Source organism: Kitasatospora sp. NPDC101155 (assembly GCF_044768305.1).
Classification (GTDB): Bacteria; Actinomycetota; Actinomycetes; order Streptomycetales; family Streptomycetaceae; genus Kitasatospora.
This window is the reverse complement of sequence record NZ_JBIWPN010000060.1, coordinates 22,912-39,976: the sequence shown is the minus strand read 5'-3', so window position 1 is coordinate 39,976 and position 17,065 is coordinate 22,912. Positions and strand designations below refer to the sequence as shown.

The window sequence follows — 17,065 nt, the reverse complement described above, 5'->3', positions numbered from 1 at the left end:
CCCATCCGCATAGCGCATACCAACGGCATAGCGCGCAGATGAGCATCAGTCAGCCACATAAACAGGCCAATCACCTCGAAGCGCCAAGGTCAGTATCGGCAAGGACCACAAGTCAGCGATCGGCACCCTCGTCGAACGCACCACTCGCTACGTGATGCTGGTCCACCTTCCTGTCGGCCACAACGTAACCGCGACACGGGACGCGCTGGCCGAGACGATCAAGACGCTGCCGCCACACCTCCGGCGCTCACTCACCTGGGACCAGGACTCTGAGATGGCCGCCCACCGCACGTTCACCATCGCTACCAACGTCCCGGTCCACTTCTGCAGCCCGGCCAGCCCCTGGCAACGGGGCTCCAACGAAAACACCAACGGTCTGCTCCGCCAGTACTTTCCCAAAGACACCGACCTGTCCCGGCACACCCGCGAAGATCTGGACTCCGTTGCCGCCGAACTCAACAACCGCCTACGTAAAACGCTCGGCTGGGACACCCCAGCCGAGCGTCTGGCTACACTGCTCGCGGCCTGATCAACCGACCACGTGTTGCAACGATCCCTGGAATCCGCCGTGTTCGGCGGGCCGTTTCGGCACGCCGTCTCCCGCAAGAAGTCCGACCCGGGCGATGCCTTGGTCCTGGCGAACATCCTGCGCACCGACATGCACGCCCACCGAGCCCTGCCCGCCGATAGTGACCTGGCCCATGCCATCGCCGTCCTGGCTGCCGTCCACCCCGCGCTACTCGCCGGCAGCGACGACGCAGGCGCTGGGTTCCTGCTTTTGCGCCGCGTCGGCGCGACGTGACCCGCCAGCGGCCAACTCGCACCCCGCGACTCGGCGTCAGCGGTCGTTCTGACACCGAATCGTAGGGATGGGGCGGCTCTGGATTCCCGAGCGCTGCCCTGAACTGGGGTGGGCAGAGGCTGGCTCTCGCGCGGAGTGCGCTACCTGGCAGTCTTCGAGAGCGGCGTTGCCAGTTCCATGAGGTGCGGCAGCCGCTCCACGATGTTGTTGCCCGAGAGGCTCAGCAGTCGGTCGCCGAGCCGGATTACGATGATCTCCTCGCTCTGGTAGGGGCCCGTCGGCACCTTCTTCATGTCGATGGCCTCCTCGCCGAGTCCCGGTACCGGCTGCACGGTCACCGTCTCCGGCACCGGCACCGGGGGGTGGTCCCATGACTGTCCCGTGAAGGACTTGCAGCGTGCCGCGTAGTCCCGGATCTCGGCGAGCACCTTGGCCGCGTCGCCCGGGTGGTAGGCGGACAGCCGGACGAACACCTCGTTCATGCCGTCGGAGACGTGGTTCTCCGCATCCGAGGCCTGGAGGTCGTGCGTGAGGGTGCCCCCACCGAGACGCATCTCGGTGCACCTTTCCTTCGGCAACATCGGATCGCCGGGCTCATCATCGACATAGGTGCCGGTGTCGGTCTCGCCGCCGTCGCTCTCGATCGTCCAGCCCGCCGGCAGGGTGGCGGCGGTCGGCAGGAGGCTGCGCAGGAACGCGCCGGTGGGGATCGGCGGGCCGCTCGGTGTGCTGCTGGGAGAGCCGAACGCGGGTGCGCCGGATGCGCTGAGTGTCGGCGTGTCTGCCGGGACGGCGCCCGGGGAGGAGAAACCACCCGTCGTGGCGGCAGTCGATGCGGTGACACCACCCGGCGCACCAAGGACAGGCCCCGGTCCCGAGGAACATCCGGTCAGGAGCGCAGCGGCCACGACGGCTGCGCCGGCCGTGAGTGGAGTTTTGGGGACGGTTCGGACGATGGACAAGAGGACCCCCCGCGGGTTCATCGGTTGAGCACGGTGCTTCGCTTACGTGCAGTCGGCATCCTGCCACAACGTGCTACAACCCGGTCCTGCCGCCCCTGTCACATCCGGCACCACGCCGCCTCAGCTGTGCGGCGCCTCCGACGGCCTGGGCGGGCGGCCGTGGAACGAGGCGCCGCCGGGCGGGCAGGTGCCCGGCGGCACGAGGATGACCACGACGGCGCCACGGCGCCGAGGGCCTGGATCTTCGAGTGGGCTGACTGACTCTCGCGTCCGGTGGGGCGGCCGCTCTCTCCGGCGGCCGCCCCACCGGACAGGTATTTCGTGTACGAGCAGGATGGAAAGGACGAACTCTTCCATGAACGACGTGATCGGCGGCCTCCCGCCGGACTTCTCCGAGCACTATCCGGAGCTCGCCCGACACGAGGGCCTCACGGCCGCGATCCTCGCGACCGCGGCCGAGCACGGTCTCGCTCTCGGCGACGAACTGCGTGCCCTCGAGCCCGATTGGGCACCGACGGTCGCGGAGTTCGACTCGCCGTGAGGGCAGATGAAGGTCAACCTCCGGCCCGCAGAACGCGTGTTCGACATTTCGCTGTACAGCGACCGGGGATGGTTCTCCCGCTGGGCCGACGGCATCACCGCGGACATCGTCGAGACCACCACGGTACTCGCGGCGTGGAAGCACGGCGCGACCCTCACCGAGCTTTCCCAGCGCTTCCCCTTCATGACGTACACCAAGCTGAGCCAGGGATACGACGAAGGCAACCAGGTGGCCGTGATGTGGGACCTGCAGATCGGCGACCCGACATTCGCGCAATACCGGGACCTGCTTACCGCCCTCCGAGCCGAGCCGAAGCTCGCGCAGATGTTCCCGTTCTTCTCGATGTGGACGCTGCGGCTGGTGAAGGACTCCTACCGTGAAGAGCCGGGCGAGCTGCTGATCCGGCAGAAGGACGATGGCTCTTGCCTTCTGTGGTCCTCTTCGGAAGCCGAGGAGGACCAGCGGGAGTTCCGCCGACTCGACGACCTGGTTGCCGCTGCAGCCGCCCTATCGCCCAAAGCCTGAACTCCTGCGGCGCCGGCGGTGGCCCGGGAACAACCAGGCACCCGGGCCGTGGCTGCCGCTACTTCACGGCTTCCTTGAGTTTGGAGCCGGCAGTGGCCTTGACGCTGCAGCCGGCCGGGATCTCGATCGGCGGGATCCGGCGCAGGGTGTCGGGTACGCCGCACAGCAGGCCCCGCCGCTTGAGCGGAAGAGCCCGAAGGACGAAGGTTGGCTGCCCCGAAGGCGCGGAATGCGACGAGGAAGTGGGACCGCTGATGGGTCCGCGCGGTGCGTGATGTCCCGTGGCCCCATCGCGTACGGAGCTTCAGGGCCGCGCCGGCCTCGACGGCCGGACGACTCACCTCGGGCTGGTGGTGGTGCAAGCGTGCCGAGGGCGGGCGACACACCCTTGCGGTGCTCGTGCCGGCCGTCGGCGGGTCAAACGGCCTGTGGGCTCTTACCCGTGAGGGACGGTGCCGGTCATGGCGAGCTCCCGCCGCCAGGCGGACTCCCCGGCGGCGAACGTCGCCGTGGCGCGCCAGCCGAGGTCGGCCCGCTTCAGCAGCGCGCTCATCTCGAGCGCGGAGGAGGCCGTCGGTGGCACCGGTGACCTCGGGGTGTCGCCGAACTGGGTAACGAAGGTGACGAAGGCGTAGAACCCGTCCGGGTCGGTGGTGATGGGTGTGTCGTCCCAGGCGAAGGCCTGACTCGAGACGCCGATCCCACCTGAGGCCGCGGACACCGGCGAGCTCGGGAGGCCGCCCGCCGGGAGCGGATTGCCCGCCCACAGCGACGGCCACATGAGCAGCTCGGCCGGAGGGACGGCGCCGTACCGGGGGTCTCCGGTGGCACCGCCCTGCGTCTGTGAGGAATGCCACGGCTGTCTCTCGACCGTCCGGGTGAACCCGCCCCGTCTCCTGTCACGTAAACCTCTGTGCAAGGAGGACATCGGAAGACGGCAGCCCGGCAGGGCGAACGAACAGGCCCACGCCGGGCGCGGACGCGAGCGGCACGGGCACGAAGGCACTCCCGAGGAGGAAGTTGCGGTGTTGCGCCTCGGCGGTTCCCTGGCCTCCCGCGCCGCATGTGACCCACCGGCCGCGGCGCCCACTGCTCCCACCGTTCCGCACCTGCGCGAGTACGACCACGCTCGGGCCGCCCTCGACCAGGCCCTCGAGCAGGGCGCCCGCGGCACCGGCGGATCCCTCCTGATCACGGGGCCGGCCGGCACCGGACGCACGGCCCTGCTCGACGACGCCGCCGCGGCGGCCCGGCAGCGTGGGTTCACCGCCCTGCACGCCCGGTGCAGCTACGCCGACCGCGACGCGCCGCTGGAACTCCTGCGCCGGCTCGCGCGGTCCGCCTGCCAGGCGGGCGACCAGCGCCGCTGGCTCCCGATCGCGCGGCAGGCCGCGGCGATGCTGGTCGGCCTACCCGCCGAGGACGCCCTCCGCACCGCCGCGCTGCGCGGTCTGTACGACGTCCTCGGCCGGTTGGCCATGCCGGAGGCCGCAGGACCGCTGCTGGTGGCCGTCGACGACGTGCACTGGGCCGACGAGGATTCCCTGCGGTGGCTGGTGGGCCTGGCCGAACGCTGCAAGGACGTTCCCGTGACCGTCGTCCTCAGCTTCTGCCCCGGCGCCGAGGCGCACGGCACCGACCTGTTGGCCGAGCTGACGCTCACCCAGACGCGGGAGGTGCCGCTGCGCGAGCTCGGGCGGCCCTCGGTGGCCGCGGTCCTCGAACACCACCTCGGGGCCGGCCCCGACGAGGAGTTCACCGACGCGTGCCTGGCCGCCACCCGCGGCAACCCCCACCTGGTCACCGCACTGGCCGCCCGCCTGGCGCAGCTCGGGCACGGCTGCGACGCCCGGGCCGCCACCGCTCTGCCCGACATCGTGGTCGACTCCGTGGCCCGGTCCGTGGGCGGCCGACTGCGCCGGCTGTCCCCCTACGCGCTGGACGTCGTCCGCGCCGTCGTCGTCCTCACGTCCCCCGCCACGCCGGCCCGGATCGCCGAGCTGACCGGACTCGGTCGGCCGGTCGTCACCCAGGTGGCCGAGCGGCTGGTGCGCCTCGGTGTGCTGGCAGCCGGCCCGTCCGGTGTGACCATGCGCCACCCGGTGCTGACCACGGCCGTCAGGGCGGCCCTGGCCCCCAGCGAGGCCGAGGCGCTGCACGGCAGGACCGCCCGTCTCCTGCACCAGAGCGGCGCCGCGCCCGACGCCGTCGCCCGGCACCTCGTGCACGCCCTGCCCAGCGGAGAACCCTGGGCCCTGGACGCCCTGCGGGCCGGTGCCGCCGACCGCCTGGCTGCCGGGGACCCCGGCACCGCGTGCGGCTATCTGCGTCGTGCTCTGGCCGAGCCGCTCGCCCCCGAGCCCCGTTCCGCGCTCCTGCTGGAACTGGCCGAGGCCGCCACCCGCACCGACCTGGCCGAGGCCGCCACCAGCCTCGACGAGGCGATCCGGCTCTCACCCGACGCCGGCCGCACCGTGTGCCGGACCCCCGGACTGCTCGACCTGGTGCTGCTGGGCGCACCGCCCGACCAGGCCGAACGGACCGCCCTCGTCCTCGTCGGCCCACACCTGCGCGACGCCGACCCGGCCCTCGCCCTGCGGCTGTCCCACTGCGGGGTGCGGGGCCCGCTCCCGCCGCTGCCCGGGTCCCCGGCGGTCGGCGGGAACACGGGCAGCGGCGGCGCGTTCGCCCAGGCGCTGGCCGCCCTGACGAGGCTGCACCGGCAGGCGGGGAACGCCACCGCGTTCGCGGACGCGCAGCAGGCCGCGCGGTCCGAGTTCCCCAGCACCCCCGCCCACGTCATGGCCCACCTGTGGGCGGCCGACGTGATGATCCACACTGGGCAGCCGGAGTCGGCCGGCACGCTGCTGGAAGCCGCGCTCATCCGCACCCGCCGAGGGCGGCACCAGCCCCTGGAGGCTCTCACCCGGTCCCTGCGCTCCCTGCTGCTCCTGGCGACCGAGGGACCGGCCGCCGCCCTGGAGGACGCCCGCGCCGCCGCTGCGACGCTGCACGCCTGCGCCGCCGCCCCCTCGGGACCGCTCGCCACCCTGGTCCGGGCCCGCCTGGTCCACCTGCTGACGCTGACCGGACGTCACGAGGAGGCCGCCGCGGAACTCGAACGCGCCGGCGTCCCGGAGGCCCTGCCCGGCGGCCTCGCCGGCGCCACCCACCTCTTCGCGCGCGGCGAGCTGAAGGCCGCGCTCGGCTACACCGAGGACGGTGCCCGGGACCTCCTGGAATGCGGCCGGCGCATGCGGGAGTTCGGCATCGCCGACACGCTGCTGCCCTGGCGCTCCTCGGCTGCCCGCGCGCTCCTGTCGGTCGGCCGGGACGGGCAGGCCCGCGAACTCGCCCTCGAGCAAGCACAGTGGGCGCGAACCCAGCACGCCCCCGGGGTCCTCGGCCTCGCGCTGTCCGTCGCGGCCTGGACGGCCGGCGGTGCGGCGCCGGACGTCATGGCCGAGGCGGTGGAACTGCTGCGGGCCCACGGAGCGCCCCACGACCAGGCCCGGGCCCTCACCGACCAGGGCGCGTTGCTGCACCGGACCGGACGCACCGGCGCCGCCCGCACCGCCCTGCGCGAGGCCGTCCAACTCGCCCAGGACATCGGCACCACCGGCGTGCTGGAGCACGCCGCCGCCGAACTCACCGCGGCCGGGGGCCGCATGCCCCGCTCGCGCCGGAAGGGCGTCGACAGCCTGACCGCCACCGAACGCAAGGTCGCCACGCTCGCGGCCACCGGCCACACGAACCGGGAGATCTCCAAGTTCCTGTTCGTGCAGCTGCGGACCGTCGAGATCCACCTGACCAACACCTACCGCAAGTTGGGGATCGAGAGCCGTCACCAGCTGCGGCACGTCCTGCCCGGTGCCACCTGACCTCCCCGGAGGACCAAGACCACCGAGGAGCGGACCGAAGACAGTTCCCCCGGTCCTTGACCCCGCCCGGCGGACCTCCGCACGATGCCGAGCGGGAGCCCCGGGGCCGCACGACGAAGGGAGCGAGCAGTGCAGAACGAGCCGGGCACCGGCGGCGGGGACCAGCAGGTCTCCTTCGCCGCCGACGTGCGCCTACACCTCGACGACGACCGGCTCGTCGTCCACCGCGCACCGCGGTCCTACGTGCTGCGCGGCCTGCCGCCCGAGCTCCGCGACGTCCTGTGCGGCCTCGCCCGCGACCCCCTGCCGCTGCCGGGCGACCCGGCGGAGGCGCCACCGGCGCCGGGCCGGGCGGCCCACCACGCCGCCCTCATGCGGGTACTCGAACGCCTCAGCCACCTGCTGGTGCGCGACCTGCGGGCCCCCGGCGGCCGCACCCTGCTGCGCGTTGAACCCCTGCGGGCGCTGTCGCTGACCCTGCCGCCCCCGGTGGCGGCCGACACCCCGATCCGGCTCTCCCGGTTCGCCCTGCTGCGCGCCGACGGCGGCGCCATCGTCCTGGAATCCCCCCGCTCACCGGCTCGCCTGCGGCTCACCGACGACATTGCCCGCGCCGCCGTCCTGCAGCTGGCCGGACCCCGCACCGCCGAGGACCTGCTGTCGGTCGCCGGGCCCGGCGACCCCGGTCTGACCACTGGGGTCATGGCCCGGCTCGCCGGACTGCTCATCGGTCTCGACCTCGCCGAGACCCCGGGCCGCGGCGGCGAGGACGACGACCCGGCACTGCGCCAGTGGGACTTCCACGACCTGCTCTTCGCCGCCCGCAGCACCCCGTCGCGCGACACCCTGCCGCGCTTCCTCAACGTCCTGCCGCCCCAGCCCGCGGCGCGCCCGCACCCGCCCGGTGCCGCCCGCGTCCCGCTGCCCCGGCCCCGGCTGGCCGACCTGCTGCGCGACGACCCCCCGCTGACCGTCGTGCTGGAGTCCCGGCGTTCCTGGAAGCACTACGGCGACGAGCCCGTCACCACCCGTGCGCTGGGCGAGTTCCTCTACCGCACGGCCCGCGTCCGCAGCCGCCTCGGCGATCGCCCCGGACCGTACTACGCGTGGGACACCCGTCCGCTGTTCGAACGCACCTCCCGGCCCTACCCCGGCACCGACGGCATCCACGAACTCGAGTTGTACGTCACCGTCAGCCGCTGCGACGGACTGCCCGCCGGTACCTACCACTACGACCCGCTCGAGCACGCGCTCGTCGCGGTCGAACGCTGCGAGCGGGTCGGCGAGGTGATGACCCGTCGCATCAGCACATGGCACCGGGCCACCCCCGACCTGCTGATCACCGTCACCTCACGCGTCCAGCGCCTGTCGTGGAACTACGGTGCGATCGCCTACGCCCTGACCCTCCAGCACCTCGGCGTCCTGCACCAGACGATGTACCTGGTGGCCACCGCCATGGGACTGGCACCCTGCGCGCTGCGTGGCGTCGCCGATCCGGACACCGTCACCGCGGCCCTCGGGCTGGACGGCACGCGCGAGGTCGCCCTCGGCGAGTTCCTGCTCGGAACCCGCCCCCACGACGCCCCGGCCCCCTCGGGCGCGCCGGACGCGGACGGCTGGGAACCCGTCAACTCCGCCGACTGGGGCCACCGGGCCGCCACCCGCGGCGGACCCGAAACCGCCATGGGACAGGAACGATGACGACGCCACCGCGCACCCCCGACCGGGCTCCCCGCTCCACCGCACCCGCCGACGGCGGGTCCGGTCCCCTGCCGCTGACCGCCTACACCGTCGACGGTGGCCCCGACCTGCCCCTGGTGCCCGCCCCCGTCCACCGCGAGTGGATCGCGGCGACCGACGAGGGCTTCGCCCGCCGCTGCCTGCCGCTGATGATGGCCAACCAGTCGGAGTGGTGGATCCTCAACAACAGCACGTTCACCGTCGATTGGGAGGGCAACCGGCACGCCCCCGCCCTGCGGGTGCGCTACGCCGACGAGCACGCCCGACGGGCGGCGTTCAGCAACTTCGGGCACGGCGTGCTCACCTTCCACCTGCCCTACCTCTTCCGCACCCCGCCGGGCTGGAACCTGCTCGTGCGCGGCCCGGCGAACCTGCCCAAGGACGGGATCACGGCCCTGTCGGGACTCATCGAGACCGACTGGACCAGCGCGTTCTTCACCATGAACTGGCAGGTCACCCGGCCGCACCACCCGATCGAGTTCCGCGCCGGGGAGCCGGTGTGCGCCTTGGTGCCGCAACGGCGCGACGAACTCACCCGTTTCCGGCCCGAGACCACCCCACTGGCCGGATCGCCCGAGGAAGCGGGCTACCGCGCCTTCAGCGCCAGCCGGGACCGGTTCAGCGAGGAACGCCTCGTCCCGGGCACCCGGGCGCACCAACAGCAGTTCCAGCGCCACTACCTGCGCGGCGAGAACCACGACGGCGAGCGGTTCCCGGAGCACCGGCGCAAGGTGGACCTCCAGCCGTTCACCGACCGCGCCCTGCACGCCGAGGAGAAGGAGTAAGTAGCCATGCCCCTGCCGGAATTCGACCTGGCACGGTTGCTCGCGCCGGTCACCGTCGAGGAGTTCGAACGCGACTTCCGCGAGCAGCAGCCCCTGCACGTGGCGCGCGAACAGCCCGGCCACTATCGGGAGCTGCTCACCCTCGACGACTTCGACAGGCTGCTCGCGCTGTCCGGCCCCGACTTCCACCAGCTCCGGGTGGTCCACGCCGGACGCAAGGATCCCGTCGAGCCGGGTACCCGCCTGGGCGCCATCTACGACGCCTTCGAGGCGGGCGCCACCCTCCAGGTGCAGCACGTCGACTCCCGCTGGGAGCCCCTGCAGCCGCTCACCCGGGCCCTCGGCCAGTGGGCCGGCGCCAAGGTGTGGGCCAACGCCTACCTCACCCCCGGCGGCAACGCCCAAGGCTTCGTTCCGCACCACGACGGGCACGACGTCCTGGTCGCGCAGATCCACGGCACCAAACGCTGGCGCCTGTACGGCGTGCGCACCCCGCTGCCCTTCGAAGGCCGGATGTTCCGGGAGAGCAGCCCGGGGGCCGCCCGGTACGACCGGCACCTCCTCCTGCGGGCCGGCGACCTGCTCTACCTGCCGCGCGGCACCATCCACGCGGCGGCCACCGAGGACGTCACCTCCCTGCACCTCACCATCGCCGTCGAGCCGGTGCTGTGGTCCACCGCCATCCAGGACGGGATCCGCAAGGTCTTCGAGCAGGACGTCGCCTTCCGCCGCTCGATGCCGCCCGGGTTCGCCACCCGGCCGCAGACCGAGGAGACCATGGCCGAACTGCTGCGCCTGCTGTGGGAACGCCTCTCGCCGCGGGAGCTGGTCGCGCAGGCGCAGCGCACCGCCGCCGGACTCCAGACCCCCGGCGCACGCGGCCGCCTCACCGCCATCGCCGCGGCCGACCCTGACCCCGGTTCTGACCCCGGCGCTGACTCCGACCCCGACTCCGACTCCGAGGAATGACGGCGGGAGCCCGGCCCGGGCTCCCGCCGGTGCGAGTTACGCCCTCGCGTGGATCAGACGGACACAGGCTTCTTCGACCCACTCGAAGGGGATGCCACTGGGGAGGTTCCCGTCCCGCAGGTCCGATGTGAGCGACTCCCACGTCTGGTACCCGTGGAGTCGCGCGACACTCCCCCGGACCTGCTGTTCGTGATCAGGGGTCACCTCGGCGTCGTGGCCGAGCTTGTGAGCCTCCAGCCGAAGGACCGCGTGCCACAGCATCACCTCGGTCTCGAACTGCCCGAATGAGGCGACCTTCTCCATGAGGCGACGAGGAATCTCCCGGCGGTCCTGAAAGACGCGGGCGAGGGCTTTCTCGGCCAGCGGGTTCCGCGGCGACCTCGGGCAGTCCTTCGCGGCGATGCCGTCGAATTCCGGCTCGTCGGCCACCAGCCACCGCAGGTACTTCCGATACCGCCCGCTACCGGCCAGGAAACGGGGCAGCTCGGTGTCGAGTCGCGGCCGGTCGTACCCGAGCAGCGGATCGTGAGAGAAGTACCGCGGACCCCGGTCGAGCGTCCGGGCCACGCCGTCGAATTCGCCATGGTCAGGCGTAGCAGCCAGCAGGTGAACAGCGCTCAGCGCATCGGCCCGCTTGATGTCGACGGCCGCACAGGCTTCTCGTATCGCCCCGTCCGGATCTCCCACTCCTGCTTTCTTGAGGATCATTCGCCACGTTCTGTCGGGGTAGTACAACGCCGTCGCGGCGTGAATCAGCGCGTCCTGCTGGGACGACGTGATCAGGCGAAGTCCGCGCAGCCTCCGAACGGCCGCGCGGATGTTGATCAGGGCGACGCTGACCGCCGAATGGTCCCGGTCGGGATCGGTCGCGACCGCCACCGGGTCGTCCGAATCCAGCAGCCCCATCCGGTACATCCGGTAGACCGCACCCACGCCCCGCACGCCTGCCGGCCAGCATTCCGCCGCCCGGATGGCCCCCATGCTGGACGCGCCGAAGATCTGCGCACCGTCCTGGGCGACGTCCACCACCTCGCGCGTCGAAATGGGGAGTTCGTGCGCGAAGGTGCCGTCGATGACGAGGATGCGGGTGCTGCCTCCTGCCCTGGCCCGGTACACGTCTCCGCGCTTCGCGGGCGGCAGGACCTCGGCGGCGGGCAGGAGCTCCCGGGCCTGGCCGGGTGCCAGGGAAGGACCAGTGAAAACAGTCGTTTTCATCACTCAGACCACCGATCCAAGCATGCGGAGAGTCGGGGTTCGCGAGGTCTCACCGTAGGAGCAGGCAAGACCCGGCACGAGAACGCGGACGACGGGTACGCCGAGGTCCGGGCGCGTCACTTCCGTCACCAGACAGTGCTCCGTTCCCGCGGCGCGCAGCCGGCCGACGATCTCCTCGATGCCCTGCAGGACGTCGTCGCAGCCTCTCCTCTCCTGGGGGAACGCCAGGGTCGGAGAGCCGTAGTAGAGCTCCGACCGCCTCTTCTGCTCGGCGGGCCTCCGCTTCGAGTGGATGCTCTCGAACACGTCACGAGCGCCGCCGGCGACACCACTGTGCGCTTGGCAGGCTTCGGTGATGGCACGGACCAGTGCGCGCTGGGGATCGAGGTCGGCGCCGTACCCCCCGAAGGTCACCGACTCGCCCGCGGAGCCGAAGAAATCGTTGTCGATGAGAACCACGCCGAACACCGGCACACCGATGGCGCTCGGTATCTCCTGAATGCGCACGACCAGCCGCTGATCGCCCAACTTCTCGATGAAGTCCCGCGCGGTTCCCGGTGGCACGGTCGCCGGATCCACGGTCCTCAGCGGACGGGGCGGAGAGAACCCCGGGTCGTGATGGGCGGTGTAGAAATCCTCCTCGGACACGGCGTCCCGCTCGATGAGTTCGTACAGCGCGTGGAGCACGGATTCCGCATAGGAGTTGCCCGACGCCAGCCCGTTCGTCTCGATCCGGGCGGTGACTCCCTCGCTCGCCGGATTCAGCACGAGGTCGGTCGGCACCAGCCTGTGGTCCTTCCCCATCAGGTCGTACGCTCCCGTCCACGAGAACACCGCATCGGGCCGGTACGACGTGTCGGACGGGAGGTTGAACGCCGTCGGGTCCACTGCTCCGGAAGCGGCCAGGTCCTGATAGGACCCGCTGACGACCCGGTCGGGCGGCAGGGCCTCGGCCGATACCCGCTCGATCGCCTCCATGACGGCGCTCAGTTTCGCCGCGAGGGCCGTGGCGCCCTTGCCCATGCTCACGGCCAGGTCCTTGGCCAAGGGCGTGACGGCCGACCACACCGGAACGCCGATGAAGTCGATGGGCGCCAGGTCGTACACCCGCGTGATGGGAACCCGGGGCAGCAAGGGCTCGAGCCACTCCCACGTTTCGGCGAAGTCCCTCACATGCCCCGCCTCCGTCCTCGCGGTGCCGTGCTCGAACGACGAGGGGCCGAGAGACGTGAGACTTTCCGGTGCTACCTGGCGCACGTCGGCTTCCTGTTCTGCGGTCGGGGGTCAGTTCAGTGGGCCGGTGAAGTCCGGGGCGACGTAGTGCAGCAGGCACATCGTGACGTGACGGCCGGCGGGCAGCGGGTCGCGCCAGTGCTCGTCGTCGGTGCCGCTGTAGACGACCGCGTCGCCCATGCCGAGCGCGACCTCGTGCAGGCGGTCGGCGGTCCGGATGCGGAACGGCCACGGGTCCGCGCCGGCCGGGTCGTCGTCCACGCACAGCGAGACGTTCCACCGGCACTGCGGGCGGTCCCGGTGGGGCGCGAGGGCGGCCCCGGGCTGGTAGGTGACCGCCCAGGTGTACGAGGGCCGCACCGGCTCGCCGGCCCACGCGGTGACGGCCCGCGCGAGCTGCCGCTGCACGAACAGGGTGACGGCGTCGCAGTACATGCCGTCCCGCAGGCCGTCGCGGACCTGCTGGCGGTCCGTGCTGAAGCAGCCCTCCCGGCGCATCCGCCGGAAGTGCCGCCGCAGCGCCGCCACGAACAGCGGAGGAAACACCCCGCGCAGGACCAGTACCCCGTCCCCGCTCTCCTCCGCCGGGGCCGCCGGCGGCCCCGGCGGGGTGCGGGGCACGAGCACGCCCGCCAGCCACAGGGCCCGCAGCGCGTCCCGGGAGAGCGCTGCGGGGGGCGCGCCCTCCAGGGCGACCCGCCGCAGGTCCGGGCCCCAGGTGCCGTCGCACCACCAGGGCACCACGGTGCCCGAACGGGCGTCGCGCACCCAGACGACGGGCCGTTCGGCGGCGAAGTCCCGCGGGCCCGGGACGACCGCGTGGCCCTCGGGTGCGTCCGCGGCGACGGCCTGCGGCAGCTCCGGGCCGTTCTGGACGTGGAGACCGGGGTTGATCCGCAACTCGGCGGCGTCCGGCACCGGAAGGCCGGCAGCCCGCGGCGGCAGCAGGACGAGCAGTTCCTCGTCGACATCGCAGCGCAGCCGCAGTTCCTCCAGTCGGGCCGGGGCCTCGTCCGGCGGCAACAGCAGGCCCAGGCGCACCGCCGCCTGGCGCTTCTCCTGCGGCGTCGCCTGCTGCCCGGCCAACAGCGCGGGCAGCAGGGCCAGTTCGGCGGGGGCCGTCAACCTGACGCGCTCCACCGGCCGCCCGCGTCTGCGAACGGAGAGGAACACCTCCAGGGTCACCTGCGGGTTGGCGATCAGGTCGTCGTTCATGAGCGCGCCGGGCCCTGCCCTTCCGTATCCGGTCCTGCGACGTCCTGTCCTGTGAACTGCGAAGAACTGCGAACTGCGACTGCGATTGGGGGAACCTCGCCGAGTCGACCAGAGGCACCGGCGTCCCGGCAAGGCGCAGCCCCAGGGATTTCGGTGACTTCTCGGTCCGCGCCGGACCCGAGAACTTCACCACAGGATGTGCCCGGGACGGTTGTCGAATCGTGCCGGTGCGTGTGGGCTGTGGAGCGGGCCGCCTGCCCCGGCGGGGTCCGCCGCCCGGCGCCTGGGGAACCGCTGCCGGCCCCAGGCCACCGACCCCGAGGAGGATGCCGTGCGGTTCACCGCCCTGTCACAGATCGTCCCGTCGCCCGAGGACTTCGTGGCGAACCCGCCGACGCGCCCCCAGGTCTGGTCGATGCCGCCGGAACCCCTGCGCCGGCTGCTGGACCACGCCGGTATCGACCGGATGCTGCACACCGGTGTCCCGGCCGCCGCCTTCCGCGCCGTGCGCGACGGCAGGGGCGTGGATCCGGCCGAGTACGTCTGGGGGGAGCGTCCCATCGAGCGGCCGTTCGCCGACACGGTCCGGCCCGGCGCCGTCGGCACGCTGCTGCGTGACGGCTCCACGATCGTCCTCGACGTGCTGCACCGCTTCTGGGAACCGGTCGGTGACTTCTGCCGCCGACTCGGCCACGAGGTGGGCCTGCCCGCCTCCGCCACCGGCTTCATCACCCCGGCCGACCAGCCCGGTTTCCCCTACCACCACGACGAGGGTGGCAACCTGCTCATCCAGACCTCGGGCAGCAAGACGTGGCGGGTGCACGAGGCGACGGCCCCCGACCCGCTGCCGCACGAGACGCTGCGCCGCAACAGGCCCGACGAGGCCGAATCCGCCCGCCTGGCGCAGCGGCCGCCCGCCCTGGAAACCACGCTGCGCCCGGGCGACGTGCTGTGGATCCCGCGGGGCTGGCTGCACAGCGGGATCGCGACCGGGGAACCCTCCGTGCACGTCGCCGTCGGCTTCGTCCCCATGCTCACCCGCTACTGGCTGGCCGGGAAGCTGGCCGAGCGACTGGACGAGCGGCGCCCGGAGTTCGCCGACTTCCGCAGGGAACTGCCCTGGGGCATCACGCGAAGCCCCGGCGAACTGGCCGCCGTCATCGCCGAGGTGGCCAAGGAACTCGCCGAGGCCCTGCCCCTGGTCGACGCGGCGGGCCTGGCCGACTCCCTGGTGCGCGACATCCGCAAGAACTTCTTGGAGCCGCCCGGCACACCGACGGTCTCCGCGACCGCGGACCCCACCGGCCCCACGACACCCGTCGTCCTGGTCCCCGAAGCGGTCGCCGGTGTCGAGCGCGCTGACGCCGGTCGGCTCCGCCTCCACCTGGGCAGCACCACCCTCACGTTGCGCGGAGCCGTCGCCGACCGCATCGAAGACCTGTGGTCCGCCGACGACGGGGAGCGGTGGTGCGCCCACGACATCGCGCCGCTCGCCGGCGAGGCCGCCGCCCTCGACCTCGTGCGGACCCTGCTGCGGCTGGGTGTCGCGCGCCACGCCGACGCCGACTGACCCGGCACTGCCCGAGGAACCCACCGCAGCCTTCCCCGCCGGAACGGAGAGACCGGACCATGCGCTACCGAGCACTCGCGAAGCTCGTGCCGTCACCCGAGGAGTTCCTGTCGGACCCGCCCACCACTCCGCAGGTGTGGTCGATGCCGGCCGGCGAACTGGCCGGGCTGCTCGACCTCGAGGGCACCGACGAGCTGCTGCGCGACGGGGTGTCGGCGGCCGACGTGCGCATCGTGCTCGGTGGCCGGGAGGTGCCGCCGGCCGACTACACCTGGGGCGAGCGGTCCCTGGAGCCGTCCTTCGCCGGGCACGTGCGCCCCGGGGCGGTGACCGGGCTGCTCGACCAGGGCGCCACCCTGGTGCTGGACAACATCCACCGGTACTGGCGGCCCGTCGGCGAGTTCTGCCGCGGCCTCGCCCACGAAGTCGGCACGGCTACCACCGCCACGGCCTTCCTGACTCCGCCTGGCAACACCGGCTTCCCGTACCACTTCGACGAGCGCGGCAACGTGCTGGTCCAGACCGTCGGCAGCAAGACCTGGCGGGTGCGCGAGCAGCCCTTCCCGGACCCGCTGCCGCACGAGACCAACCACGACAACGGCCCCACCGCCGTGCAACTGGAGCGGTTCGCGCACGAGCCCGCCGCTCTGGAGGTGACCCTGCACCCCGGCGACGTGCTGTGGATCCCCCGCGGCTGGCTGCACAGCGGCACCGCCACCGACGAGCCCTCGGTGCACGTCACCATCGGGTTCGTGCCGATGCTCACCCGGCATTGGCTCGCCGAGCAGCTGGTACGCCACCTGGGCAGCCGCAAGGGCGAGTTCACCGGACTGCGCGCCGAACTGCCGTGGGGCCTGGCCCGCGACACCGGTCGGCTGGCCGAAGTGACCGACGAGGTGCGGCGGGAGCTGACCGAGGCGCTGGCCCGGGTGGACAGCGCCGCCTTCGCCGACGGCGTCGCCAGGCTGGTGCGCGGTGGCTACCCCGAACCGCATGTCGCTCCCGTCGCTGCGGCCCTGGGCCCCGCCGTCGACGCCGGCACCCTCGTCGTCCTGGTTTCCGAGAGCCTGTTCGACATGGTCCACGGCGACGGTGGGCGGCTGCGGCTGGACCTCGCCGACCGGTCCCTGACGCTCCAGGGCCCCGCCGCCCGTTTCCTGGCGGCCCGGTGGGGCCAGGACGGTCAAGTCCCGTGGTGCGCCCGCGACATCCCCGGCGTCACCGAGGAGGCGGCCGTGACGCTCGTCCGCACCCTCCACCGCGCGGGCATCGTCCGCCGGCCCGCACCGGAACGCCGCGGGTCACCGAGGGACCTACCGTCACATCTCCAGGAATCCGTTGACCCGGAATCAGGCCGGTCCGAACCTTGAGGCGTCCGACCAGGACATTCCTGTCTCGAGAGAAAGGAAAAGGCATGGCTGCGAACGACATCGATGCCGCCCAGAACGTGGACGCCGAACTCGCGGCGACCGAGATCATCATCACCGAGGAGGAGCTGGAGGACGTCTCCGGCGCCTCCCTGCCGATCCCGCGCCTGCTGAACACCTGATCGACCAGGTGCCCGGGCCGGCGACGGCCGGTTCCCGCCGGATCGCGGCCGGCCCGGGCACCCGCCAAGCGAAAGGTG

Annotated in this window: 14 protein-coding genes and 2 pseudogenes; 11 read left to right on the top strand and 5 right to left on the bottom strand. The window is 72.4% G+C overall.

Going from position 1 to position 17,065, the window contains the following annotated elements; all coding sequences use genetic code 11:
- Window positions 1-94 precede the first annotated feature (94 nt).
- Together ACIRYZ_RS41220 and ACIRYZ_RS41215 are read left to right on the top strand one after the other, a co-directional pair.
- A pseudogene (locus ACIRYZ_RS41220) lies at window positions 95-529 on the top strand (IS30 family transposase); the annotation flags it as partial.
- A gap of 57 nt (window positions 530-586) precedes the next feature.
- A pseudogene (locus ACIRYZ_RS41215) lies at window positions 587-721 on the top strand (IS110 family transposase); the annotation flags it as partial.
- Window positions 722-942: 221 nt separating this feature from the next.
- Here the strand turns inward: ACIRYZ_RS41215 and ACIRYZ_RS41210 are convergent.
- Window positions 943-1,710 carry a hypothetical protein gene (locus tag ACIRYZ_RS41210; protein ID WP_402953783.1) on the bottom strand — a complete coding sequence of 256 codons (768 nt, stop codon included), beginning with the start codon at window positions 1,708-1,710 and terminating at the stop codon, window positions 943-945.
- Window positions 1,711-2,119: 409 nt separating this feature from the next.
- Between ACIRYZ_RS41210 and ACIRYZ_RS41205 the strand changes: the two genes are divergently transcribed.
- Both ACIRYZ_RS41205 and ACIRYZ_RS41200 read left to right on the top strand, forming a co-directional pair.
- Window positions 2,120-2,305, top strand: coding sequence for a hypothetical protein (locus ACIRYZ_RS41205; RefSeq protein ID WP_402953782.1), 186 nt, complete (start codon window positions 2,120-2,122; stop codon window positions 2,303-2,305).
- Between the two features lie 6 nt (window positions 2,306-2,311).
- Window positions 2,312-2,830, top strand: a complete 519-nt coding sequence (locus tag ACIRYZ_RS41200) for a hypothetical protein (RefSeq protein ID WP_402953781.1) — start codon at window positions 2,312-2,314, stop codon at window positions 2,828-2,830.
- Between the two features lie 436 nt (window positions 2,831-3,266).
- Here ACIRYZ_RS41200 and ACIRYZ_RS41195 read toward each other — a convergent pair whose 3' ends face one another.
- Window positions 3,267-3,551, bottom strand: a complete 285-nt coding sequence (locus tag ACIRYZ_RS41195) for a hypothetical protein (RefSeq protein ID WP_402953780.1) — start codon at window positions 3,549-3,551, stop codon at window positions 3,267-3,269.
- 304 nt (window positions 3,552-3,855) lie between these two features.
- Here ACIRYZ_RS41195 and ACIRYZ_RS41190 point away from each other — a divergent pair, with 304 nt between their 5' ends.
- The 4 genes from ACIRYZ_RS41190 to ACIRYZ_RS41175 all read left to right on the top strand — a co-directional run bounded on the left by ACIRYZ_RS41190 (window position 3,856) and on the right by ACIRYZ_RS41175 (window position 10,205).
- Window positions 3,856-6,711, top strand: coding sequence for an AAA family ATPase (locus ACIRYZ_RS41190; RefSeq protein ID WP_402953779.1), 2,856 nt, complete (start codon window positions 3,856-3,858; stop codon window positions 6,709-6,711).
- A 129-nt stretch (window positions 6,712-6,840) separates the two neighbouring features.
- Window positions 6,841-8,412 (top strand): SagB family peptide dehydrogenase, encoded by a 1,572-nt coding sequence (locus ACIRYZ_RS41185; protein WP_402953778.1) that lies wholly within the window; start codon window positions 6,841-6,843, stop codon window positions 8,410-8,412.
- Complete coding sequence (locus ACIRYZ_RS41180) at window positions 8,409-9,236, top strand: DUF6065 family protein (RefSeq protein WP_402953777.1); 828 nt, start codon at window positions 8,409-8,411, stop codon at window positions 9,234-9,236. The genes ACIRYZ_RS41185 and ACIRYZ_RS41180 overlap by 4 nt, the downstream gene beginning before the upstream one ends.
- A 6-nt stretch (window positions 9,237-9,242) precedes the next feature.
- Window positions 9,243-10,205: a JmjC domain-containing protein gene (locus ACIRYZ_RS41175; protein ID WP_402953776.1), complete on the top strand. Its 963-nt coding sequence runs from the start codon at window positions 9,243-9,245 to the stop codon at window positions 10,203-10,205.
- A gap of 36 nt (window positions 10,206-10,241) precedes the next feature.
- On the opposite strand, the gene ACIRYZ_RS41170 is transcribed toward ACIRYZ_RS41175, so the two are convergent.
- The 3 genes from ACIRYZ_RS41170 to ACIRYZ_RS41160 form a co-directional block, all read right to left on the bottom strand.
- Window positions 10,242-11,420, bottom strand: coding sequence for a TfuA-like protein (locus tag ACIRYZ_RS41170; protein WP_402953775.1), 1,179 nt, complete (start codon window positions 11,418-11,420; stop codon window positions 10,242-10,244).
- A 3-nt stretch (window positions 11,421-11,423) separates the two neighbouring features.
- The gene (locus ACIRYZ_RS41165) at window positions 11,424-12,593 is read right to left on the bottom strand and encodes a YcaO-like family protein (RefSeq protein WP_402953774.1); all 1,170 of its coding nucleotides are present in this window, start codon (window positions 12,591-12,593) and stop codon (window positions 11,424-11,426) included.
- A 111-nt stretch (window positions 12,594-12,704) separates the two neighbouring features.
- On the bottom strand, window positions 12,705-13,868 hold the full coding sequence (locus ACIRYZ_RS41160) for a hypothetical protein (protein ID WP_402953773.1): 1,164 nt from the start codon (window positions 13,866-13,868) through the stop codon (window positions 12,705-12,707).
- Window positions 13,869-14,199: 331 nt separating this feature from the next.
- On the opposite strand from ACIRYZ_RS41160, the gene ACIRYZ_RS41155 reads away from it, so the two are divergent.
- The 3 genes from ACIRYZ_RS41155 to ACIRYZ_RS41145 are packed head-to-tail and all read left to right on the top strand — an operon-like array spanning window position 14,200 to window position 16,987.
- Window positions 14,200-15,438, top strand: a complete 1,239-nt coding sequence (locus ACIRYZ_RS41155; RefSeq protein WP_402953772.1) for a JmjC domain-containing protein — start codon at window positions 14,200-14,202, stop codon at window positions 15,436-15,438.
- 59 nt (window positions 15,439-15,497) lie between these two features.
- Window positions 15,498-16,808, top strand: a complete 1,311-nt coding sequence (locus ACIRYZ_RS41150; RefSeq protein ID WP_402953771.1) for a JmjC domain-containing protein — start codon at window positions 15,498-15,500, stop codon at window positions 16,806-16,808.
- Between the two features lie 44 nt (window positions 16,809-16,852).
- A complete protein-coding gene (locus tag ACIRYZ_RS41145) occupies window positions 16,853-16,987 on the top strand; it encodes a hypothetical protein (RefSeq protein ID WP_402953770.1) in 135 nt (44 codons plus the stop codon).
- The last annotated feature ends 78 nt before the right edge of the window (window positions 16,988-17,065 follow it).